This is a genomic window from Paractinoplanes hotanensis (assembly GCF_023717965.1).
Lineage (GTDB): Bacteria > Actinomycetota > Actinomycetes > Mycobacteriales > Micromonosporaceae > Actinoplanes > Actinoplanes polyasparticus.
The window spans coordinates 14,416-36,910 of record NZ_JAMQOL010000041.1 but is presented as its reverse complement, the minus strand read 5'-3'; the positions used below and the strand labels follow the sequence as shown (position 1 = coordinate 36,910).

At 71.8% G+C, this 22,495-nt stretch carries 22 protein-coding genes; 20 read left to right on the top strand and 2 right to left on the bottom strand.

Features of this window, described 5'->3' with window-relative positions:
* Positions 1-4: 4 nt before the first annotated feature.
* From LXN57_RS28395 to LXN57_RS28345, 11 genes are all read left to right on the top strand, one after another.
* The gene (locus LXN57_RS28395; RefSeq protein ID WP_221376108.1) at positions 5-817 is read left to right on the top strand and encodes a DivIVA domain-containing protein; all 813 of its coding nucleotides are present in this window, start codon (positions 5-7) and stop codon (positions 815-817) included.
* A gap of 38 nt (positions 818-855) precedes the next feature.
* Positions 856-1,701: a hypothetical protein gene (locus LXN57_RS28390; protein WP_438872926.1), complete on the top strand. Its 846-nt coding sequence runs from the start codon at positions 856-858 to the stop codon at positions 1,699-1,701.
* 45 nt (positions 1,702-1,746) lie between these two features.
* Positions 1,747-2,076 carry a DUF167 domain-containing protein gene (locus LXN57_RS28385; protein WP_251801283.1) on the top strand — a complete coding sequence of 110 codons (330 nt, stop codon included), beginning with the start codon at positions 1,747-1,749 and terminating at the stop codon, positions 2,074-2,076.
* A complete protein-coding gene (locus tag LXN57_RS28380; RefSeq protein WP_251801282.1) occupies positions 2,073-3,614 on the top strand; it encodes a potassium/proton antiporter in 1,542 nt (513 codons plus the stop codon). Before LXN57_RS28385 ends, LXN57_RS28380 begins: the two co-directional genes overlap by 4 nt.
* Before the next feature lie 274 nt (positions 3,615-3,888).
* The gene (locus LXN57_RS28375) at positions 3,889-4,320 is read left to right on the top strand and encodes a TraR/DksA family transcriptional regulator (protein ID WP_251801281.1); all 432 of its coding nucleotides are present in this window, start codon (positions 3,889-3,891) and stop codon (positions 4,318-4,320) included.
* 29 nt (positions 4,321-4,349) lie between these two features.
* Positions 4,350-4,910 carry a signal peptidase II gene (lspA, locus tag LXN57_RS28370; protein WP_251801280.1) on the top strand — a complete coding sequence of 187 codons (561 nt, stop codon included), beginning with the start codon at positions 4,350-4,352 and terminating at the stop codon, positions 4,908-4,910.
* A 41-nt stretch (positions 4,911-4,951) separates the two neighbouring features.
* A complete protein-coding gene (locus LXN57_RS28365) occupies positions 4,952-5,836 on the top strand; it encodes an RluA family pseudouridine synthase (protein ID WP_251801404.1) in 885 nt (294 codons plus the stop codon).
* A gap of 18 nt (positions 5,837-5,854) precedes the next feature.
* Positions 5,855-6,859 (top strand): hypothetical protein, encoded by a 1,005-nt coding sequence (locus LXN57_RS28360; protein WP_251801279.1) that lies wholly within the window; start codon positions 5,855-5,857, stop codon positions 6,857-6,859.
* Positions 6,860-6,984: 125 nt separating this feature from the next.
* Complete coding sequence (locus LXN57_RS28355) at positions 6,985-8,415, top strand: MinD/ParA family ATP-binding protein (protein WP_251801278.1); 1,431 nt, start codon at positions 6,985-6,987, stop codon at positions 8,413-8,415.
* A gap of 116 nt (positions 8,416-8,531) precedes the next feature.
* Positions 8,532-12,065 (top strand): DNA polymerase III subunit alpha, encoded by a 3,534-nt coding sequence (gene dnaE / locus LXN57_RS28350; protein WP_251801277.1) that lies wholly within the window; start codon positions 8,532-8,534, stop codon positions 12,063-12,065.
* Between the two features lie 55 nt (positions 12,066-12,120).
* Positions 12,121-12,894, top strand: a complete 774-nt coding sequence (locus LXN57_RS28345; RefSeq protein WP_251801276.1) for a hypothetical protein — start codon at positions 12,121-12,123, stop codon at positions 12,892-12,894.
* Here the strand turns inward: LXN57_RS28345 and LXN57_RS28340 are convergent.
* Positions 12,891-13,598, bottom strand: coding sequence for an LON peptidase substrate-binding domain-containing protein (locus tag LXN57_RS28340; protein WP_251801275.1), 708 nt, complete (start codon positions 13,596-13,598; stop codon positions 12,891-12,893). The genes LXN57_RS28345 and LXN57_RS28340 overlap by 4 nt on opposite strands.
* A 150-nt stretch (positions 13,599-13,748) precedes the next feature.
* Between LXN57_RS28340 and hisD the strand changes: the two genes are divergently transcribed.
* The 7 genes from hisD to priA are packed head-to-tail and all read left to right on the top strand — an operon-like array spanning position 13,749 to position 18,585.
* Positions 13,749-15,068 carry a histidinol dehydrogenase gene (hisD, locus tag LXN57_RS28335; protein ID WP_251801274.1) on the top strand — a complete coding sequence of 440 codons (1,320 nt, stop codon included), beginning with the start codon at positions 13,749-13,751 and terminating at the stop codon, positions 15,066-15,068.
* Positions 15,065-16,144: a histidinol-phosphate transaminase gene (locus LXN57_RS28330; protein ID WP_251801273.1), complete on the top strand. Its 1,080-nt coding sequence runs from the start codon at positions 15,065-15,067 to the stop codon at positions 16,142-16,144. The genes hisD and LXN57_RS28330 overlap by 4 nt, the downstream gene beginning before the upstream one ends.
* The gene (hisB, locus tag LXN57_RS28325) at positions 16,141-16,752 is read left to right on the top strand and encodes an imidazoleglycerol-phosphate dehydratase HisB (RefSeq protein ID WP_251801272.1); all 612 of its coding nucleotides are present in this window, start codon (positions 16,141-16,143) and stop codon (positions 16,750-16,752) included. The genes LXN57_RS28330 and hisB overlap by 4 nt, the downstream gene beginning before the upstream one ends.
* A complete protein-coding gene (locus tag LXN57_RS28320; RefSeq protein ID WP_221376094.1) occupies positions 16,752-16,898 on the top strand; it encodes a CG2302 family histidine operon protein in 147 nt (48 codons plus the stop codon). Before hisB ends, LXN57_RS28320 begins: the two co-directional genes overlap by 1 nt.
* Positions 16,898-17,512 carry an imidazole glycerol phosphate synthase subunit HisH gene (gene hisH / locus LXN57_RS28315; protein WP_251801271.1) on the top strand — a complete coding sequence of 205 codons (615 nt, stop codon included), beginning with the start codon at positions 16,898-16,900 and terminating at the stop codon, positions 17,510-17,512. Before LXN57_RS28320 ends, hisH begins: the two co-directional genes overlap by 1 nt.
* A 4-nt stretch (positions 17,513-17,516) precedes the next feature.
* Entirely contained in the window at positions 17,517-17,837 is a 321-nt protein-coding gene (locus LXN57_RS28310) for a hypothetical protein (RefSeq protein WP_251801270.1), read from the top strand.
* Positions 17,838-17,859: 22 nt separating this feature from the next.
* Entirely contained in the window at positions 17,860-18,585 is a 726-nt protein-coding gene (gene priA, locus LXN57_RS28305; RefSeq protein ID WP_251801269.1) for a bifunctional 1-(5-phosphoribosyl)-5-((5-phosphoribosylamino)methylideneamino)imidazole-4-carboxamide isomerase/phosphoribosylanthranilate isomerase PriA, read from the top strand.
* On the opposite strand, the gene LXN57_RS28300 is transcribed toward priA, so the two are convergent.
* Positions 18,545-19,459: a LysR family transcriptional regulator gene (locus tag LXN57_RS28300; RefSeq protein WP_251801268.1), complete on the bottom strand. Its 915-nt coding sequence runs from the start codon at positions 19,457-19,459 to the stop codon at positions 18,545-18,547. The two genes, priA and LXN57_RS28300, sit on opposite strands and share 41 nt — an antisense overlap.
* Before the next feature lie 123 nt (positions 19,460-19,582).
* Between LXN57_RS28300 and hisF the strand changes: the two genes are divergently transcribed.
* Together hisF and LXN57_RS28290 are read left to right on the top strand one after the other, a co-directional pair.
* A complete protein-coding gene (hisF, locus tag LXN57_RS28295; RefSeq protein WP_251801267.1) occupies positions 19,583-20,344 on the top strand; it encodes an imidazole glycerol phosphate synthase subunit HisF in 762 nt (253 codons plus the stop codon).
* A gap of 237 nt (positions 20,345-20,581) precedes the next feature.
* Entirely contained in the window at positions 20,582-22,405 is a 1,824-nt protein-coding gene (locus tag LXN57_RS28290) for an AMP-dependent synthetase/ligase (protein ID WP_251801266.1), read from the top strand.
* Positions 22,406-22,495: the final 90 nt, after the last annotated feature.

Below are 22,495 nucleotides of genomic sequence, written 5' to 3'. Positions count from 1 at the left end.
TTCGATGCCGCTGACCCCGGCCGACGTTCATAACGTCGCCTTCAAGAAGCCCCCGATCGGCAAGCGGGGGTATGACGAGGAGGAGGTCGACGCCTTCCTGGACGAGGTCGAGCGTGAGCTCGCCCGTCTGATCGAGGAGAACAACGAGCTGCGCGCCCAGGTGGAGCGCGGCGGTCGGGGTGGCGCGCCAGCCGGTCCGAGCGCCGACCCGCGCCTCGCGGCCGAGCTCAACGAGGTCAAGGCCCAGCTTGACCGTGTGCAGCGCGACAAGGCGCAGGCCGAGCAGGCCGCGCGTCAGATGCAGGCCGAGCTCGAACAGGTCCGGGCCCAGGGTCCGGCCGGTGGCAGCGCCGCCGGCGCCGGCGCCGACGGCGAGCAGCAGGCTCTGCGGGTGCTCATGATGGCCCAGCGCACCGCCGACGACCACGTCGCCGACGCGCGCCGCGAGGCCGACAAGCTGCTCTCCGACGCCCGTTCCAAGGCGGAAGAGGTCACCCGCGAGGCCCGCGCCAAGGCCGACGCCCTCGAGCGCGACGCTCGTCAGCGTCACCAGGAGGCCATGGGCGGCCTCGACGCCAAGCGGTCCGCGCTGCAGAAGCACATCGAGGAGCTGAAGCAGTTCGAGCGGGAATACCGCACGCGCCTCAAGGCCTACCTCGAGAGCCAGCTGCGCGACCTCGACGGCCGGGGTCAGGGCCTCGAGGCGGAGATGTCGCGGGCCGACTCCGGGCGTGCCGTCGGTGGCAGCGGTGGTCTCGCCGCGGCCGGACTGGCCGGTTCATACGGTGGCCGCAACGCCATCGAGTCCGGGCGCTGAGCTTTCTCTCTCCCTCCGGAACCCGACGAGGATGAGCCATGATCGTTGTTAGCCTGCTGCTCATCCTCGTCGCGGTGACGCTGCTCGTGCTGGGCCTCACCGGCGGATCGAGCGGCCTGCTCATCAGCTCCATCGTGGCCAGTCTGCTGGCCGCCGTCTTCCTGGTCGTCGGCGCGCGCCAGGCCGCCGCCGCGCGGCGCGCGACACCCGCGACACCTCCTCTCGTCGAGGACGACACCGACGAGAACGCGGTCTACGTGGCCGAGCCCGAGTTCGCCGCGGCCGCCGAAGAGATGGCCGCCCGCCGGTCCGCCGACGACTTCGCCGGCGATCAACGCGAGACCGTCCAGTTCGACCCGGCCGACGTGGCCGCGGCGAAGCCCTCTGCCGGTCCCGACTTCGCCGACCAGGCCGACTTCGCCGACCAGGCCGGCGTCCCTGCGGGCGATTTGTCAGCAGATGAGCGCCCCCGAGCCGAGGATCCGGATTACGGCCGGGCCTCCGCCACCATCAACGCCGCTCGCAGTGAGGCCCCTGACGAGGACGCCTGGCGCCGAGAGGCCCCGGACGCCGACGCTCGTGAGGCGACCGCTCCCGGCCCGGACGTGGCCGATGACGAGTTCGCCGAGCCCGCCGCCGACGATCCCGACGACGAGCCGCTGCCGCAGGCGGTGCAGCCGGCCGACGCGGTCCGGGTGGCCCGCCTCGACGCCGAGGTGCTGGTCGTCGACGGCCGGCCGCGCTACCACGTGCCCGAGTGCCCGAGCCTGGTCGGCCGCCTGACCGAGCCGATCCCGGTGCGCGAGGCCGTCGAGCTCGGCTTCAGCCCGTGCGGCCTGTGCCGCCCGGTCGACCGGCTGGTGGGCGTGGCCGCCCGCGGCTGAACTTCGGACTTCCCCAACGCCGGACACCGATCGGCACAATGAGGCATGGTCAAGCGCCGCGTGCCTCCGCCTGACGAGACTGCCCTCTCCGTGCCCGTTCGGGTGCGGCCGGGCGCCGGCCGTGACCGCGTCGGCGGGCGCTACGAGGGGCCGCACGGGCCCGCCCTGATCATCGCCGTGGGTGCGCCGGCCGTGGACGGCAAGGCGACCGAGGCCGTGCGGCGGGCGCTGGCCGGCGCTCTCGGGGTGCGCCCGGCCGCCGTGGCACTCCGGCTCGGCGCCACCAGCCGCGACAAGGTGTTCACCGTCGCCGCGCCCACCGCCGGGGTCGCCGGGCGCCTGACCGCGCTGCGGGACGGCACGGCCACGCCGTGACCGGCGGGCTGGACTACGCGCTGCTCATCGGTTCCGCGGTCCTGCTGGTGGCGGTGGCCGCGGTCCGGGTCTCGACCCGGGTCGGGCTGCCTAGCCTGCTCGTCTACCTGGCCATCGGCATCCTCATCGGCGAGGCCGGGCTGGGCATCCGCTTCGACGACGCCGAGCTGACCCGGACGCTCGGCTTCTGCGCGCTCATCATGATCATCGCCGAGGGTGGGCTGACCGCCCGCTGGAGCGCGCTGCGGCCGGTGCTGGGCCTGGCCAGCTCGCTGGCCACGGTGGGGGTGGCGGTCAGCATCGCGGTGGTCGGTCTCGTCGTCCACGTGCTGCTCGATCTGCCCTGGCAGCTGGCCCTGCTCTACGGCGCGGTGCTGTCGTCGACCGACGCCGCCGCGGTCTTCGCCACCCTGCGCCGGCTGCGGCTGCCGCCCCGTCTCGTCGCCACGCTCGAGGCCGAGTCCGGCATGAACGACGCGCCCGTGGTGCTGCTGGTCGTGCTGCTCAGCGCGGACCTGTCGGAGATGCATCCGTGGTGGTACGAGCTGTCGATCGTCGTTTACGAGCTGGCGGCGGGAGCGGCGATCGGCTACGCGGTGGGGGCGGCCGGGCGCTGGTTGCTGCGCAACGCCGCGCTGCCGTCAGCCGGTCTCTACCCGATCGCGGCAGTGGGTCTCACCGTGCTGGCGTACGCCGGTGGCGCTGTTGCCCACGCCTCCGGCTTCCTCGCGGTCTATGTCGCGGGGGTGGTGCTGGGCAACGGCCGGATCCCGCACCGCCGGGCCATCCTCGGATTCGCCGACGGCCTGGCCTGGGTCGCTCAGATCGGCCTGTTCGTGCTGCTGGGCCTGCTGAGCTCGCCCGACCGGCTGGCCGATGCGCTGGTGCCCGCGCTGGTTGTCGGGGTGGCCCTGGTGTTGCTGGCCCGGCCGCTGTCGGTGGTGATCGCGGCGGTGCTGGCCCGGCCCCTGCGTGGCCCCCGCCGCCCCGGCAACCGGGTGGGCTGGCGGGGCAGCGCCTTCCTGTCGTGGGCGGGCCTGCGCGGCGCGGTGCCGATCGTGCTGGCCACGATCCCGCTCTCGGCCGGCACACCCGGCGCCGAGGGCCTGTTCGACGCGGTGTTCGTGCTGGTCATCATCTTCACGCTGGTGCAGGCGAGCACGCTCGGCCCAGCCGCGCGGATGCTGGGCGTCACCGCCCCCGGCGAGGCGGTCGAGGTGCACGTCGAGACCGCGCCGCTGGAGCGGATGAATGCCGACCTGCTCCAGATGGAGATCGCCGAGGGATCCCGGTTGGCCGGCGTGCACATCGACGAGCTGCGCCTGCCGTCGGGCGCCTCGGTCACCCTGGTCGTGCGGGACGGCGCCGGCTTCGTGCCGGGCCCCGACACGCGGCTGCGCACCGGCGACGCCCTGCTGATCGTGGCCACCGCCGCGGTCCGTGACGTCGCCGAGCGCCGCCTGCGGGCGGTCAGCCGCCGGGGCAGCCTCGCCCGCTGGTTCGGCGAGCAGGGCGACGAGGATCCGGCCGGTATCTAACCACTGTTTTACCGAGATTCGCGCGGATTGCGGGGCAAGATCCGGTACGGGCTGTTGTCGGTCCGGTATACGTTCCGTATCCTTGCCACCCACTGGAGTGCGTGGCCGCGGGTTCGGCCGCGCCGGTGGGACCGGTGGGGGAAGATCTACGGCGTTGCCCGGCCCGAGCGACCGGCCGGCGGGCAACGTCGACGGTAGGGCCGGGGTGCCTCAGCGGCACCCGCGGCTCGTAATCTGCACGCTGATCGCCGCTCGGGCGGGTGAGGGAGCGACCATGGCCAAGGCAACCGGCACCAAGGCAACCGGAACCAAGGCGACCGCGACGGGCGAGGGCCGGCGGACCCGCAGCGCCGCCGAGACCGAGAAGATCCGGGTTGCGCTGGTCGAGCGCCGCGACGAGCTGCAGGCCGAGTACGACACCTCGATCAACGAGCTCACCGAGCTGCAGCGCGACCGCGTCGCCGACTCGGTCGGCGACGACCAGGCCGACACCGGCTCCAAGACGCTCGAACGTGAGCAGGAGATCACTCTGGCCAACAATCTGCTGGAGCGCATCACACAGGTGGAACGCGCCATCGACCGGCTCGGCGAGGGCAACTACGGTTGGTGCGAGCGGTGCGGCAACGCGATCCCGGTCGAGCGACTGGCGGCGTTCCCGTCCGCGACTCTCTGTGTGTCCTGCAAGCAGCTGGAGGAACGACGCTGAACGCCGACGAGGCTACGGGCGCGACCACCGTGGGCGAGCCGGAGCCGGGGCCGAAACCCCGGCTCAGCGGGCGTGCCGTGGCCGTCCTCGGCGCCACCGCCGTGGTCGCCGTGGCCCTTGACCAGTGGGTCAAGTGGCTCTCCACCGAGAACCTGGACGAGGGGAATCCCGTCCGGATCCTCGGTGGCCTGATCTATCTGTCGCTCCTGCGCAACAGCGGGGCCGCCTTCAGCCTGGGCAGCGACTACACGTGGATCTTCCCGGTGATCACCCTGGTCGTGATCGGCTGGATCACCTACATGGCGACCCGGCTGCGCTCGGTGCCGTGGGCGCTGGCGCTGGGCCTCGTGCTCGGCGGCGCCCTGGGCAACCTGATCGACCGGCTGTTCCGCGCCCCCGGCTTCCTGCACGGTCACGTGGTTGACATGATCAGCCTCTTCGGGCCGTACGCGGAATACTTCGCCGTCTTCAACATCGCGGACAGCTGCCTCAGCGTGGGCGTCGTGCTCGCGGTGCTGCTCGAGCTCACCGGCCGGCAGCGGGACGGCACCCGGATCTCCGTACGGAAGAAGAAGGACGAGCAGAAGTGAGCTCCCAGCGCTCCCTGCCGGTGCCCGACGGGCTCGACGGCATGCGGCTCGACCAGGCCGTATCGCGGCTGTTCGGGCTGTCCCGCACGGCCGCCGCGACGCTTGTCGAATCGGGCGACGCGCTGGTCGACGGCATCCCGCGTCCCAAGTCCGACAAGGTCAGCGCCGGCGCCTGGCTCGAGGTCACGCTGCCCGCGCCGGCGAGCGTGCCGGTGCTGGTGGCCGCGCCCGTCCACGGCCTCCGGGTGATCTACAGCGACGACGACATCGTGGTGGTCGACAAGCCGGTCGGCGTGGCCGCGCACCCCAGCCCGGGCTGGACCGGCCCGACCGTCGTGAGCGGCCTGGCCGCCATGGGGCAGAACGTCGCGACCAGCGGCGCCGCCGAGCGGCAGGGGATCGTCCACCGCCTCGACGTCGGCACCACCGGCATCATGGTCGTGGCCAAGAGCGAGACGGCCTACAGCACGCTCAAGCGGGCGTTCAAGGAGCGCGAGGTCGACAAGCGTTACCACGCGGTCGTGCAGGGCCACCTCGACCCGCTGCGGGGCACCATCGACGCGCCGATCGACCGCCACCCGACGGCCGACTACCGGTTCGCGGTGATGTCGACGGGCAAGCCGAGCGTCACCCACTACGACACGATCGAGGCGTTCCGCTCGGCCAGCCTGGTCGACGTGAAGCTCGAGACCGGCCGGACCCACCAGATCCGGGTGCACTTCTCGGCCCTGCGGCATCCCTGTGCGGGCGACACGCAGTACGGCGCCGACCCGACGCTGGCGGCCCGGCTCAAGCTCAACCGCCAGTGGCTGCACGCCCGCGAACTGGCCTTCCTGCACCCGCGCACCCACGACGAGGTGCGCTTTGTCAGCGACTACCCGGACGACCTGAAGTACGCGCTGAGCGTGCTGCAGGACGCGAGCTGATCCGGGAGCACTGTCACCGTGGGGCCCGCGGGTCATCGAGTACGGGGGCACCCGCTGCGCGGCACCCCCTCGGCCCGTCTGGTCGCCGCCGTCGCGGTCGCCTCGGCCGGGGCGCTGCTGCTCGGCTCGCTCTGGCTGAGCCGGCCCGAGGCAACGCCGGGCGTTGATCCGGGCGACGTCGTCCGGGTCGGCGTGGTGCAGGGCCAGTCGGTGCCCGGCTACCTCGACGCGACCCGCGACGAGTTGGACGCCCTGACCAACCCGTCGGCGCCGGTCGCGGGCGAGACGTGGGCGCTGGTGAGCCTGGAGCACTACGTGGCCGCCGGGCTGCTGGCCGATCTGTTCCCGGGCACGGCGGTGGCCCAGGTGTATGCCCGGGTGCCGCTGGCCACGGCGCACACCCCGGTCGTGCGGATCCCGGTCTACCGGCTGCCGGCCGACGTGCTCACCGGCATGCTCAACACGGCCCTCGAGCGCGATCGGGAGCAGGCCGAGTACGAGCAGCTGGCCCGCCGCCTGACCGGGGACGACGAGAACCAGCGGCGGGCCCGGCGGGCGTACGCGGCGGCGGCCGGCACTGCGGCGGCGGAGGCCTCGGCCTACCGCTCGGGGTGCTCCTGCGTCTTCGCGGCCGTGGTCCGGGCGGCGCCGGCGGCGCTGCGTGGGGTGGCCGACCGGCCCGGCGTACGGGCCGTCGACCCGGCTCCCGAGGTGCGTCAGCTGGACCGCACCGAGTTCCGCCCGCCGCTGCCGGAGCAGAACGGCACAGTTCCGGCCGAACCGCCACGCTCGCCCGCTGTGCCAACCGGGTCCGAGGGCATTGCCCCACGGCCATCCACGCCGATAATGTCGTCGGCCGGGGCGCCTGTGACATCTGCCTCATCGATCGGCGCCGTCCGCGCGACGCCGCCTTCCACCCCGGCACCGGAGGAGCGCGCTGCCGTACCCTCTGCTTCGGACGCGATTCCTGCTCACGATGCGACCAGCAGTTCAGCAGCACCTCGAGCCGGATCCGGGCGTTAGTCCTCTCGCCGGCCGGTTCGGGAGAACGGGCAGTGGCCCGATCGGGGTTCGCTCCGTAGCCTGTCAGGGGCGAGGAGTCCGGGGTGTGGATCACCGGCAGTCAAGCAGCGCAGGAAGGACGACCCGTGGACGGGACCGAGACCGGCTGGGGCCGGCCTGCGGAACCAGCCCCGCGTTGGCGGGCGCTGCTCGACCGCGCCCGGCACGGTTCCCGGCCGACCGAAGAACAGCAGGAGCAGGAGCGGGAGGCTGCCGCCACGCCGCCGGCCCAGCAACAGCAGTACGGCCAGCCGTTGCCGACACGCCGCCCGGTCAACCCGCTCGAGACCCGCGGCCAGTACGGCGCCGGCCGCTACGAGCAACGCCCGCCCGAGCCGCCGCAGCCTGAGCCGCGCCCGATGCCACAGCGGCCGATCAACCCGCTCGACCCGCGCTGGCAGGGCCGCCCGGCTGACGCGCCGCCGTCGCCGCGACGCGCGTCCGCCCCCGCGCCCGCGGCCGCACCCCAGGCCGACGAGCAGCACAGCTTCTTCAACCCCGGAGCCCGGCCCCCGGCGGCGCCGCCCCCGGGTCGCGAATATCCGCAGGTCCGGGCGTCGGCCGCGGCGCCGGTCATGCCGGTCGCGCCGCCGCCGATGCCGGCGGCCCCGCCGGCCCGGCCCGCCGCCCCACCGCCCGCGCCGATGGCGCCGCAGCCCACCTCGCCGGCTGCCGCCCGCATCGAGTGGCGGCAGGGCCGCACCGACGACCAGCTTGAGCGCGCCGTGTCGGCGATGCGCCGCAAGCTCGGCAAGCCGCGGGTGCTGGCCTTCGCCAACCCCAAGGGCGGCGTGCACAAGACGACCGCCACGGTGCTGGCCGCGGCCACCATCGGCAGCGTCCGCGGCCGGGGCGTGCTCGCCTGGGACGACAACGAGTTGCGCGGCACGCTGGGCCTGCGGGCCGGCAGCGCCCGCCACGCCCGCACGATCAAGCACCTGCTGGCCGACCTGATGCAGATCGAGAACCTGCACGGCGACGCGCTGCTGCAGGAGCTCGACGGCTATCTGCGGCACGCCTCCGACGGCTCGTACGACGTGCTCGCCGGTGAGGAGAACCCGCGCTTCGCGGCCCGGCTCGACCAGGCCACCGTGCGCCGCGTGATGGACCTGCTGCGCCGCACGCACGACGTGATCTGCGTCGACACCGGCAACAACGTCGAGAGCGTCAACTGGCAGACCGTCATGCGCCAGGCCGACCAACTCGTGATCACCACCGTGCCCCGCGAGGACGCCGCGTTCACCGCCGACTGGATGCTCGACGTGCTCGACGACAGCGGCATGGGCGACCTGGTCTCCAACGCGGTCACGCTGATCTCGTGCCCCTCGCCGGGCCCGCTGCCGCTGCTCGACGACTTCGCCAAGCACTTCGCCACGCGCACCCGCGCGGTCGCCGTCGTGCCCTACGACCAGGCCCTCGAGGTCGGCTCGTCGATCGAGTACGGCGAGCTCCAGCAGGAGACGCGCACGGCGTGGCTCAAGGCGGCCAGTGTGATGATCGAGCCATTCGCCGAATGACACGCGTGTAGCCCTCGAATCTCGTCCGGGGCTCCGGCTAGAGTCGCTCGGGTTCGGCTGTGCCAGCTGAGGCGGCTTCGCCGCACTGCAAGGGCATAAAAGTTAAGGGGGCCCGGGTGTCTGACTCGTTCGTGCATCTCCATGTGCACACCGAGTATTCGATGCTCGACGGCGCGGCCCGGGTCAAGGAGCTGTTGGCCGAGGCCTCGCGCCTGGGCATGCCCGCGGCGGCGATCACCGACCACGGCAACATGCACGGGGCGTACGACTTCTACACCCAGGCCAAGGCGGCCGGCATCACGCCGGTGATCGGCGTCGAGGCGTACGTGGCGCCCGAGTCCCGCCTCACCAAGAGCCGCATCAAGTGGGGCCGCCCCGAGCAGAAGGGCGACGACGTCTCGGGCAACGGCGCCTACACCCACATGACCATGTGGGCCCGCAACGCCGTCGGCCTGAAGAACCTCTTCCGCCTCAACTCGCGCGGCTCGATCGAGGGCCAGCTCGGCAAGTACCCGCGCATGGATTTCGACATCATCGCGGAACACGCCGAGGGCATCATGGGCACGACCGGCTGCCCCTCGGGCACGGTGCAGACCCGGCTGCGGCTCGGCCAGTTCGACGAGGCCCTGAAGTCCGCCGCGATGTACCAGGAGGCTCTCGGGAAGGACAACTACTTCCTCGAGATCATGGACCACGGCCTGTCGATCGAGAGCCGGGTGCGCGACGGCCTGCTCGAGATCGGCCGCAAGCTCGGCATCAAGCCGCTGGTCACCAACGACTCCCACTACGTCTACGAGGCCCAGGCGGCGGCGCACGACGTGCTGCTGTGCGTGCAGACCGGCAGCAACGTGGCCGACCCCAACCGCTTCCGCTTCGACGGCAACGGCTACTTCGTCAAGTCGGCCGACCAGATGCGCGCGGTCGACTCGTCCGACGCCTGGCAGGAGGGCTGCCGCACGACGCTGCTGGTGGCCGAGCGGGTCGACACCGAGGGCATGTTCACCTTCAAGAACCTGATGCCCCGGTTCCCCATCCCCGACGGCTTCACCGAAGAGGAATACTTCCGCCACGAGGCGTTCGAGGGCCTCAAGCGGCGCTTCCCCGGCGGCATCCCCGAGACCCACATGAAGCAGGCCGAGTACGAGCTCGGCGTGATCATCTCGATGGGGTTCCCGGCCTACTTCCTCGTGGTCGCCGACTTCATCCAGTGGTCCAAGCGCAACGGCATCGCCGTCGGCCCCGGCCGTGGCTCGGCCGCGGGCTCCCTGATCGCGTACGCGATGGGCATCACCGACCTCGACCCGCTGCCGCACGGCCTGATCTTCGAGCGGTTCCTCAACCCGGAGCGCATCTCGATGCCCGACGTCGACATCGACTTCGACGAGCGCCGGCGGGGCGAGGTCATCCGCTACGTCACCGAGCGCTGGGGCGACGACAAGGTCGCCCAGATCGCCACGTTCGGCACGATCAAGGCGAAGGCCGCGATCAAGGACTCCGCCCGCGTGCTCGGCTACCCGTTCGCGGTCGGCGACCGGATCACCAAGGCCCTGCCGCCCGACGTGATGGGCAAGGGCATCCCGCTCTCCGGCATCTTCGACAAGGAGCACAAGCGCTACAGCGAGGCCGGCGAGGTCCGCACGCTGTACGAGACCGACCCCGACGTCAAGAAGGTGATCGACACCGCGCGCGGCATCGAGGGCCTGATCCGGCAGACCGGTGTCCATGCGGCCGGGGTGATCATGTCGGCCGAGCCGATCATCGACCACATCCCGCTGATGCGCCGGCCGGCCGACGGCGTGATCATCACGCAGTTCGACTACCCGACGTGCGAGACGCTGGGCCTGCTCAAGATGGACTTCCTGGGCCTGCGCAACCTGACGATCCTCGACGACGCGGTCAAGAACATCAAGCTCAACCACGCCATGGACCTCGACCTGCTGGCGCTGCCGCTCGACGACCAGGCGGCCTACGAGCTGCTCGCCCGCGGCGACACGCTGGGCGTGTTCCAGCTCGACGGCGGGCCCATGCGGTCGCTGCTGCGGCTGATGAAGCCCGACAACTTCGAGGACATCTCGGCCGTCCTGGCGCTCTACCGCCCGGGCCCGATGGGCGTCGAGTCGCACACCAACTACGCGCTCCGGAAGAACAAGCTCCAGGAGATCACCCCGATCCACCCCGAGCTCGAGGAGCCGCTGCGCGAGATCCTGGAACCGACGTACGGCCTGATCGTCTATCAGGAGCAGGTGCAGCGCGCCGCGCAGATCCTCGCCGGCTACAGCCTCGGCCAGGCCGACCTGCTGCGCCGCGCGATGGGTAAGAAGAAGAAGGAGATCCTCGACAAGGAGTTCATCCCGTTCCGCGACGGCTGCCGCGAGCACGGCTACTCCGACGAGGCGATCCAGGCGGTGTGGGACGTTCTGGTCCCGTTCGCCGGCTACGCGTTCAACAAGGCCCACTCCGCGGCGTACGGGCTGGTGTCCTACTGGACGGCCTACCTGAAGGCGCACTACCCGGCCGAGTACATGGGTGGTCTGCTCACCAGCGTCGGCGACGACAAAGACAAGATGGCGATGTACCTGGCCGAGTGCCGGCGCATGGGCATCCAGGTCCTGCCGCCCGACGTCAACGAGTCCTCCGGCCCGTTCACCCCGGTCGGCAAGGACATCCGCTTCGGCCTGGCCGCGGTGCGCAACGTCGGTCACAACGTGGTCGAGGCGATCGCCCGCTGCCGCGAGGAAAAGGGCAAATACCAGGACTTCTACGACTTCCTGTCCAAGGTCGACGCGGTCGTCTGCAACAAGAAGACGATCGAATCGCTGATCAAGGCGGGCGCGTTCGACTCGATGGGCCACAGCCGCAAGAGCCTGCTCGCGGTGCACGCCGAGGCCATCGACGCCTATGCCGGCGTGAAGCGCAACGAGGCGGCCGGCCAGTTCGACCTGTTCGGCGCGTTCGGCGACACCGAGGGCGGCAGCGCGGCCACGGTCGCCATGCCGACGATCGGCGACTCCGAGTGGGACAAGCGCGACAAGCTGGCCTTCGAGCGCGAGATGCTCGGCCTCTACGTGAGCGACCACCCGCTGGCCGGCCTCGAGCAGCTGCTGCAGAACTCGGCCGACACCACGATCGCCGCGCTCAACGAGGAGGGCACGGTCCCCGACGGCCAGATCGTCACGCTGGCCGGCATCCTGACCGGCGTGCAGCGGCGCATCACCAAGCAGGGCCGGGCCTGGGCCTCGGCCACGCTCGAAGACCTGGCCGGCGGCGTCGAGGCGTTGTTCTTCCCCAACACCTACGAGGTGATCGGCCAGTTCATCGCCGAGGACGCGATCGTCGTGGTCAAGGGCCGCATCGACCGGCGCGACGACACGCCGCGCATCATGGCCATGGACATGTCGCTGCCCGACGTCAGCATCAACCCCGACAGCAAACCGGTCACGCTGACCATGCCGATCACCCGGTGCACGCCGCCGCTGGTGTCCGAGCTGAAAGAGATCCTGAGCAGCCATCCCGGCGATGCCGAGGTGCACGTCCACCTGCAGAACGGCAGCCGCACGACGGTGTTGCGGCTGGGCGCGGTACGGGTCGCGCCGACGCCGGCGCTGCGGGCCGACCTCAAGATGATCCTCGGCCCGTCCGCGGTGGCCTGAGCACCGTGACCGGGCACGCGGGACGCAGGCAGGCGGCACCTGGCAGGATCGTAGGGTGAACGCGAGTCAGGAACCGGCGCCGCCGGGCGAGCGCCCGGCCTTCGATTACGAGGCCCCGCCGCACGGGTACGAGCTGGCCCACCCGTCCGGACCCGCCCGCACTTTCTTCGGCCGCCCGGTCGACCTGCGTGGGTCGTCGCCGCGGCCGTGGAAGCGCACGCTCGTCGTCACGGTCGCCTGCCTGCTGGTGATCCTCGCCCTGGGCGGCCCGCTGGGACTGCTCTGGCGCTGGCTCACCCCGTCCGTGCCGGTGATCGACGCGGGCCAGGCGGGTGTGGTGGTCAACGACCCGTCGCCCGAGGAATACATCGCCGCCGACGGCTGGTTCACGCTGCTCGGGCTGGGCTTCGGCCTGCTCGTGGCGATCGGCGCGTGGCTGCTGCTGCGCCGCGACCGGGGCCCTTTCCTGCTGCTCAGCGTCGTGCTGGGCACACTCGGGGCGGGCTGGCTGGTGGCGCCCTGGGTGGGCGAGCTGGCGGGCCGGTCCGACTATCAGCAGTGGATCGAGACGGCCCAGCAGGGCGCGACCTACGCGGCGCCGCCCGAGGTGCACTCGCTCGGGCCGATGCTGGTGCCGGCGTTCGCCGCGGCCATCGCGCTGACGCTGATGGCCGGCTGGTCCAACGACCCCGACCTCGACCAGCCGGGCGCCAAACCGGGCTACGGCCCCAACAGCGACTACACCGAGGGCTACCCACCACCGGGCGACCCGCGCGATTACCAGCCGGGCGAGCCGGATGGCTTCCGCCCGGGGGATCCGCGTAGTTAGTTCGGGCTGGCCGGGCGGGCCAGGTCGCTGAGCGGCACCGGGACGGCGCGCACCTTCGCCAGCAGGCCGGACTCGCGGTTGAGCAGCTTGAGCTCGGTGCGCAGCCGGGTCGCCGTGTCGGGGGCGGAGAGCAGCAGCTGGCGCTCGTCGGTGGTGAGCTGGGCGGTGGCCGCGATCAGGTGGGAGAGCACGGTCGCGTCGCCGGGCACCGCGTCGAGGCCCTCGGAGTCGGGGCGCAGCAGCTCGAGATAGGCCCGGAAGGCGGCCAGCGCCCGCGGCGCCAGCAGCTCGGCCAGTTCGTCGGCCGACTCGTCGGGCAGCCATTCGACGTCGGCCGTCAGGTAGGGCTCGTCACCCTGGCGCACGTCCTTGACCGTGAACCGCCGCCGGCCGACGGTCATGATGTCGTAGCGGCCGTCGGGCAGCTCGGTGACCTGGCGCAATTCGGCCGTGCAGCCGGTCGGGTAGAGGTCGTCGACCTCGATCGGCGGGTTTTCCGGCGTGGGCTCGTCGGCGCTTTCGGGGGCCGGGGCCTCGGCCCCGCGGCGCAGCGTCACCACGCCGAACTCGTGCGGCCCGTCTTCGGGGCTGGCCACCAGCTCGCGGACGAGCGTGCGGTAACGCTCCTCGAAGATGTGGAGGGGCAGCACCAGGCCGGGGAAGAGCACCGTACCCAGCGGGAACACCGGCAGCCGATTGCTCACGGGTTCAGCCTATCGGTCGCCCCACCATGGTCAACCCGTCCCACCCGTGGCGGCCGCGCGGCGGTCGCGAGAGAGTGATCGAGATCCCACGACCTGGTCCCGCCCACGGCGGACGCGGTTCTGCGGAGCCTTCCGCCTAAACTTGGCAGCGTGCTGAACCGGATCGACCTGCGCGGCTCCCACCGGGACCCGCGAGGCCTGCTGCCCCGTGCCCAGCTCGACGTCTCCGTGGCCGTCGAGCAGATCCGCCCGGTCGTCGAGGCGGTCCATGAGCACGGCTTCTCCGCGATCCGCGAGGCGACCCAGCGGTTCGACGGCGTCACCCTCGATCGGCTACGGGTGCCCGCGGCCGCCATCGCCGCCGCGGCCGAGACGCTCGAGCCCGACGTGCGCGCCGCCCTCGAGGTGGTGATCGAGCGGGCCCGCACGGTGCACGCCGACCAGCGCCGCACCGACGTCACCACCAAGGTAGCGCCGGGCGGCACGGTCATCGAGCGCTGGATCCCGGTGCGCCGCGTCGGCCTGTACGTCCCCGGCGGCCTGGCCGTCTATCCGTCCACCGTGGTCATGAACGTGGTGCCGGCCCAGGTGGCCGGCGTCGAGGCGCTGGTCGTGGCGAGCCCGCCGCAGAAAGAGAACGGCGGCCTGCCCGACGCCCGCGTCCTGGCCGCGTGCGCGCTGCTCGGCGTCGACGAGGTCTACGCGGTCGGCGGCGCCCAGGCCATCGCCATGCTCGGCTACGGCGCCGACGGGGCGGGCGACGGTGACCGTTGCGAGCCGGTCGACATCATCACCGGCCCGGGCAACATCTGGGTGACCGCGGCCAAGCGCATGCTGCGCGGCACGGTCGGCATCGACGCCGAGGCCGGCCCGACCGAGATCGCGATCCTGGCCGACGACACCGCCGACCCGCGGCACGTCGCGGCCGATCTGATCAGCCAGGCCGAGCACGACCCGCTGGCCGCGAGCGTGCTGGTCACCGACTCGCCCGCGCTGGCCGAGGCGGTCGACGCCGAGGTGCTGCGGCAGGTGGCGAGCACCAAGCACGCGGCCCGGGTGCAGACCGCGCTGGCCGGCGAGCAGTCCGGCGTCGTGCTGGTCGATGACCTCGAGCAGGGGCTGCGGGTCGTCGACGCGTACGCGGCCGAGCACCTCGAGATCCAGACCCGCGACGCCCGTGAGTGGGCGCTGCGGGTGCGCAACGCCGGGGCGATCTTCGTGGGGGCGTGGTCGCCGGTGTCGCTGGGCGACTACGCGGCCGGCTCCAACCACGTGCTGCCCACCGGTGGCTGCGCACGCCACTCGTCCGGCCTGTCGGTGCAGTCGTTCCTGCGCGGCGTCCACGTGATCGAGTACGACGAGGCCGCCCTGCGCGACGTCGCCGGTCACGTCGTCGCGCTGGCCAACGCGGAAGACCTGCCGGCACACGGCGACGCGGTGCGGGCTCGTTTCCCCGGTGGTGAGCGGTGACCACCATCGACGACCTGCCCATCCGCGACGATCTGCGGGGCCGGACGCCGTACGGCGCTCCGCAGCTCGACGTGGCCGTGCGGCTCAACACGAACGAGAACTCCTATCCGCTGCCCGACGTGGTGGTCGACGCGATCGCCAAGGCCGTGCAGGCGGAGCTGCGCGACCTCAACCGCTACCCCGACCGGGACGCGGTGGCGCTGCGGGCCGACCTGGCCGACTATCTCGGTCACGGCCTGACCAGCGCCAACACCTGGGCCGCGAACGGGTCGAACGAGGTCCAGCAGCAGTTGCTGCAGGCGTTCGCCGGGCCGGGCCGCACGGCGCTGGGCTTCGGGCCGTCGTACTCGATGCACCCGCTGCTGGCCCAGGGCACCGGCACCCGCTGGATCGGCGCGCTGCGCGACCCCGACTTCGGTCTCACCCCGGCCGCGGCGCTCACGCAGATCGACGAGCACGACCCCGATCTGATCTTCCTGTGCTCGCCGAACAACCCGACCGGCACGGCGCTCGACCCCGAGGTGGTCACGGCCGTGCTCGAGGCGGCCCGGGGGTTGGTGGTGGTCGACGAGGCGTACGCCGAATTCGCCCGTCCCGGCACGCCGAGCGCGCTGGCCCTGCTGCCCGGCCACCCGCGCCTGGTGGTCAGCCGCACGATGAGCAAGGCGTTCGGCTTCGCCGGGGGCCGGCTGGGCTACCTGGCCGCCGATCCGGCCGTGGTCGACGCCGTGCAGCTGGTCCGGTTGCCCTACCACCTGTCCGCGCTCACCCAGGCCGCCGCCCGCGCCGCCCTGTCCCAGCGTGACGCTCTGCTGGCCACCGTCGAGGTGATCAAGCAGCAGCGTGACCGCATCGTCACCACGCTCCGTTCGCGGGGGACGAAGGTGGCCGACAGCGACGCCAACTTCGTGCTGTTCGAGGTGGGCGGGGATCAGAAAGTCGCTTGGCAGCGGCTGCTCGACCGCGGTGTGCTGATCCGCGACGTCGGCCTGCCCGGCTGGCTGCGCGTGACCGCCGGCACGCCCGCTGAGACCGACACGTTCTTGAATAAGCTCAGCCTGGAGGCACTGCCATGAGTCGCACCGCGAGGGTGGAGCGCGTCACCAACGAGACCAAGGTGCTCGTCGAGATCGACCTCGACGGCGCCGGCAAGGGCGACCTGAGCACGGGCGTCGGCTTCTACGACCACATGCTCAACCAGTTGGCCCGGCACGGCGGCTTCGACCTGACCGTCCGCACCGAGGGCGACCTCGAGATCGACGCCCACCACACGATGGAGGACACGGCCATCGCGCTCGGCGACGCCTTCGCGCGGGCGCTGGGCGACAAGGCGGGCATCCGGCGCTACGGCTCGGCCACCATCCCGATGGACGAGGTGCTGGTGCGGGCCGCGGTCGACCTTTCCGGCCGGCCGTACATCGTGCACGACGAGCCCGAGCTCGCGCCGTACATCGGCCCGGTCTACCCGACCAGCATGACCCGGCACATCTTCGAGTCGTTCGGCCACGCGGCCCGGCTCACGCTGCACGTCAGCGTGCTTCGCGCGGCTCGCGACGGCGGCAAGCCGGACGCCCACCACGTCGTCGAGACGCAGTTCAAGGCGTTCTCCCGGGCACTGCGCGAGGCCGTCGAGATCGACCCCCGCAACGCCGGCCAGCTGCCCTCGACCAAGGGCGTGCTCTGATGGCCATCGCGCTGTTCATCCTCGCCGGTTTCCTGGTCGGTGGCGTGATTCAGCTGGTGAAGTCGGGCGCCACGAAGTTCAGCATCGGCCTGGTCGGGGTGCTCGCCGCCCTGGCCACGGCCGGCGGCATCCTGTGGTCGGTCTGATGGCGAACGTCGTCGTGCTCGACTACGGGTCGGGCAATCTGCGCTCGGCCGAGCGGGCGGTGGCCCGTACCGGTGTGACCGTCACCGTGACCAGCGACCTGTCCGTCGCGGCCGAGGCCGACGGCCTGGTCGTTCCGGGCGTCGGCGCGTACGCGGCGTGCATGTCGGGCATCGAGGCGATCGACGCCGGCCCGATGATCGCGGCGCGGGTCGCGGCCGGGCGCCCCGTGCTCGGCATCTGCGTGGGCATGCAGATCCTGTTCGACGCGGGCGTCGAGCACGGTGTCGAGACCAAGGGCCTCGGCCTGCTGCCCGGCGTGGTCAACAAGCTGTCGGCCGAGCGCATCCCGCACATGGGCTGGAACACGGTCGACGTGCCTTCGGGGTCGCGACTGTTCGACGGACTGCCCGCCGAGACCAGGTTCTACTTCGTCCACTCGTACGCGGCCAATGATCTTGACGCTTTGGCCGACGCGAAGGTGACCACGGCAAGCCACGACCAGCCTTTCGCGGCCGCCGTCGAGCTCGGCCCGCTCAGCGCCGCCCAGTTCCACCCCGAGAAGTCGGGCGACGCCGGCTACGCGTTGCTGCGCAACTGGGTCGCCGGACTGTAAAGAGATGTCGAAAGAGCGCGCCCGGCGCCGCGAGGAACGTCTCGCCGTGCTGGAGAAGGAGAAGGCCGCGCGCGCCCGTAAGGTGGCGCGGCGGCAGCGCCGGCGTCAGCTGGTCAAGCGCCTGACCCCGCGTACCCGCAAGACCGGGCAGCTCTATCGCCGCACCCGCAGCCAGCGACTCGGCATCCTGCTCGGGCTGGCGGTCGCCGTCGCCGCGGTCTGGCTTCTCGTGCCCGAGTTGTCGCTGCGGATCGTGCTCACCGCGGTGCTCGTCCTCGCCGCGCCGGCCCTCGTGGTCGTCGTCCTCGGCCGCAAGGCCGGCTGACCAACACTCTGGAGATACCACTATGACCTTGCAGCTGCTGCCCGCCGTCGACGTCGCGGACGGTCAGGCCGTGCGTCTCGTGCAGGGCGCCGCCGGTTCCGAGACGGCCTACGGCGACCCGCTCGAGGCCGCGCTGGCCTGGCAGAACGACGGCGCCGAGTGGGTGCACCTGGTCGACCTGGATGCGGCCTTCGGGCGCGGGTCGAACGCCGAGCTGTTGGCCGGCGTGGTGGGCCGGCTCGACGTGAAGGTCGAGCTGTCCGGCGGCATCCGCGACGACGAGTCGCTGACCCGGGCCCTGGCCACCGGCTGCGAGCGGGTCAACATCGGCACCGCCGCGCTGGAGGACCCGGAGTGGTGCGACCGGGTCGTGGCCGAGTACGGCGACCGCGTGGCGATCGGCCTGGACGTGCGCGGCCGGACGCTGTCGGCCCGCGGCTGGACCCGGGACGGCGGCGACCTGTACGAGGTGCTGGCCCGGCTCGACAAGGCCGGCGCGTCGCGCTACGTCGTCACCGACATCACCAAGGACGGGATGATGCGCGGCCCGAACGTCGAGCTGCTGCGCGAGGTGTGCGCGGCCACCGACAAGCCGATCATCGCCAGCGGCGGAGTGTCCACGCTGGACGATCTGCGGGCGCTGGCCGCTCTGGAGCCGGTCGGGGTCGAGGGCGTGATCGCCGGCAAATCGCTCTACGCGGGCGCGTTCACCGTGCGGCAGGCGCTGGACGTTCTCGCCCGGCCCTGATCCACGATTTCCTGAGGGCCTCCACCGCCGCCTGCACGGCTGGGCGCGCGGCGGAGGCCTCGCGCCAGGCGACCACGACGCGGCGCCTGGGCTCGGGGATGACGCGGACGACGCGTACGCCCGGGGGAAGCTCGGCCGACCGGGCCAGCCGCGGGATGACCGCGACGCCGAGTCCGGCCGCGATCAGGGTCAGCTGGGTTTCGAACTCGGCGACGTGGAAGTCGGGCTGAACACCCGGCAGCACCCGCAGCAGCCACTCGAGGCAGACGTCGCCCCCCTTGGCCGCTATCCACCGCTCGTCCTCGAGCCGGGCCAGCGGCACCGTGTCGCCGAACCGGTGGTCGCTCGGCACGATCAGGTCGGCCACGTCCCAGCCGAGCTCGATGTGGGTGACGCCGTTCGGATAGCGCAGCGCCACCGCGGGCCAGTCGTCGAGCACCGCGAGGTCGACGTGCCCCCGGTGCAGCATCTCGAGACCCTCGTGCGGATGGACCTCGACCAGCCCCGTGCTGAGCTGCGGATGTTCCGAGGCGAGGCGATGCAGCGCGTACGGCAGCAGGGCGCGGCAGGCGGTGGCGAAGGCCGCCACCGTGAGGCGCCCGACGACCGTGTCCCGATGGGCGGCCAGCGCCGCCTCGGCCTCGTCGACCGTGGCCAGCACCTTCTCGGCGTGCCGGGCGAGCACCCGGCCGGCCTCGGTCAGCCGCAGCCCCCGTCCGTGCTTCTCGACCAGTGTGGCGCCGGTTTCCCGCTCGAGCTTGGCGAGCTGCTGCGACACGGCGGACGGGGTGCAGTGCAGCGCCTCGCCCGCCGCCAGCACGGTCTTGTAGCTGGCCACGGCGTGCAGGGCTCGCAGCCGCCCCAGATCCATCATGTAGCCACGCTACTGCTTCGCCCGGCGCCTTTCGGCAGTGCTTGGCGTTCGGCGCACCCTTTCGGCAGTGCTTGGCGTTCGGCCGCCCGAAGCCGGCTGCCGGGACCTCGTTAGGCTTGCGGCATGACGGTTGCCGTGCGCGTGATCCCCTGTCTCGACGTGGACGCGGGCCGCGTGGTCAAGGGAGTCAACTTCGTCGACCTGCGCGACGCCGGCGACCCCGTCGAGCTGGCCGCCGCGTACGACGCGCAGGGCGCCGACGAGCTGACCTTCCTCGACGTGACGGCCTCGTCCGACGATCGCGGCACGATGCTCGACGTGGTCCGGCGTACGGCCGAATCGGTCTTCATCCCGCTCACCGTGGGCGGCGGGGTGCGCTCGGTCGGCAACGTCGACGTGCTGCTGCGGGCCGGGGCCGACAAGGTCGGGGTCAACACGGCGGCCATCGCCCGCCCCGAGCTCATCCGCGAGATCGCCGAGCGGTTCGGCAACCAGGTGCTCGTGCTGTCGCTCGACGTGCGCCGCTCGGCCGAACAGCCCAGCGGGTGGGAGGTCACCACGCACGGCGGCCGCCGCAGCGCCGGGCTCGACGCCATCGAGTGGGCCGGGCGGGTCGCTTCGCTGGGCGCGGGCGAGATCCTGCTCAACTCGATGGACGCCGACGGCACCAAGGCGGGCTTCGACCTCGACCTGATCGCAGCCGTCCGGAAGGTCGTCGACATCCCGGTCATCGCCAGCGGGGGCGCCGGCGCGGTCGAGCACTTCCCGCCCGCGGTGTCGGCCGGGGCTGACGCCGTGCTGGCCGCCAGCGTCTTCCACTTCGGCGACTTGTCCATCGGTCAGGTCAAGCAGTCGCTGCGCGCGGCGGGCAATCCTGTCCGCTGAAGCTGGCAATGTGCTGAGAGCCACGTCTTCCCGGTCCGGCACCGTGACCGCTGAAATGCGGATAAACACGCGTTTCACGTCGTGGGACGACGACATGTGGCGCTCGATACACTTGCGGTGAAGCTCCCAGCTCGCTATCGGCGCCGGGGCGGCACTAGCCCTCCCGCAGCCGTGCCAATACCCTTCGGTAACACGGAAGTTAACTCCCCCCGGACAACTGACCATAAGGCGGCGCCGATGGCTCTCGAGGTTCCCTACCGGTCGATCCCCGACATGTTCTTCAAGCGCGTGGCCGCGACTCCCAACGGCCAGGCGTTCGCGGTGCCCAACGCCGACGACTCGGGCATGATCTGGTACACGTGGGCGCAGGTGGGCGAGCGGGCCTCGGCCATCGCGGCGGGCCTGCGTGACCTCGGTGTGGGCCTGGAGGACAGGGTGGCCATCCTGTCCGGCACCCGCTACGAGTGGGTGCTGGCCGACCTCGGCATCAACGCCGCGGGCGCCGCCACCACCACCGTCTACCCGACCACCGAGCCCGAGGACGCCAGCTACATCGTGGCCAACTCCGGGTCCAAGGTGCTCATCGCCGAGAACGCCCAGCAGGCGCTGAAGATCGCCGGCGTCGAGACCGACGTGACGCACGTGGTGCTCATCGACGGCCTGGCCGACGCGGGCGCCACCCCGCCCCAGCTCACCCTGGCCGAGCTCGAGGAGCGGGGCGCCGCCGTCCTGCGCGAGCGCCCCACCCTCATCGACGAGGTGGTCGAGTCGATCGGCCCCGACAACCTCGCCACCCTCATCTACACCTCCGGCACCACCGGCCGCCCCAAGGGCGTCCAGCTGTTGCACGCCGGCTGGACCTGGGAGGGCGTCGCCCAGCAGGGCCTCGGCCTGTTCGAGTCGACCGACCTGCAATACCTCTGGCTCCCGCTGTCCCACTCGTTCGGCAAGACGCTGCTCTGCGGCATCATCCACGTGGGCGTGCCGACCTACGTCGACGGCCGCGTCGACAAGCTGGTCGACATGCTCTCGGTGGTCCAGCCGACGCTCATGTGCGCCGCGCCCCGCATCTTCGAGAAGGTCTACAACAAGACCGTCACCACGGCCCTGGCCGGCGGCGGCGCGAAGGTCAAGATCTTCCACTGGGCGGTCGCCACCGGCAAGCAGAAGGTCGCTCTCGAGCAGGCCGGCAAGCCGATCCCGGCCGGGCTCAAGCTGAAGTTCGCCGTGGCCGAGAAGCTGGTCTTCTCGAAGCTGCAGGCCCGCCTCGGCGGACGGCTGCGCGTGCTGGTCAGCGGCTCGGCCCCGCTCAGCCGCGAGATCGCCGAGTTCTTCGCGGCCGCCAACCTGCCGATCATGGAGGGCTACGGCCTGACCGAGAGCAGCGCGGCCAACTTCGTCAACCGCCTCGACCGGCTCCGGATCGGCACCGTGGGCCTGCCCCTGGGCGACCTCGAGTGCAAGATCGACACCGACGGCGAGGTGCTGCTGCGCGGCCGCCCGGTCATGCGCGGCTACCACAACCTGCCCAAGGAGACCGAAGAGACCTTCACCGAGGACGGCTGGCTCCGCACCGGCGACATCGGCGAAGTAGACGCCGACGGCTTCCTGTCGATCACCGACCGCAAGAAAGACCTGGTCAAGACGTCCGGCGGCAAGTACATCGCCCCCAGCGCGATCGAGGGCCAGTTCAAGGCCGTCTGCCCCTACACCTCACAGGCGGTCGTGGTCGGCCAGGCCCGCAACTTCGTGACGATGCTGATCTCGCTCGACGAGGACGCCATCAAGGGCTGGGCGGCCGGCGGCCCTCTGGCCGGCAAGAGCTACGAGGAGATCGTGGCCGCCCCCGAGACCGAGAAGATGGTCGAGGGCTACGTGCAGGAACTCAACAACAAGCTCAACCGCTGGGAAACGATCAAGAAGTTCGCCATCCTGCCGCGCGACCTCAGCATCGAGGCCGGCGAGATCACGCCGTCCATGAAGATCAAGCGGCGCTCGGTCGAGACCAACTTCGCCGAGCAGATCGACACGATGTACGCGGGTTCACTCGCCCAGATCTGACGCAGCGTTTGCCGGAAAGCGGCCGGGGCTCGTGCCCCGGCCGCTTCTCGTGCGCCCGCGGCTGGGCGTGGACTGCGGCTGGGCGTGGCG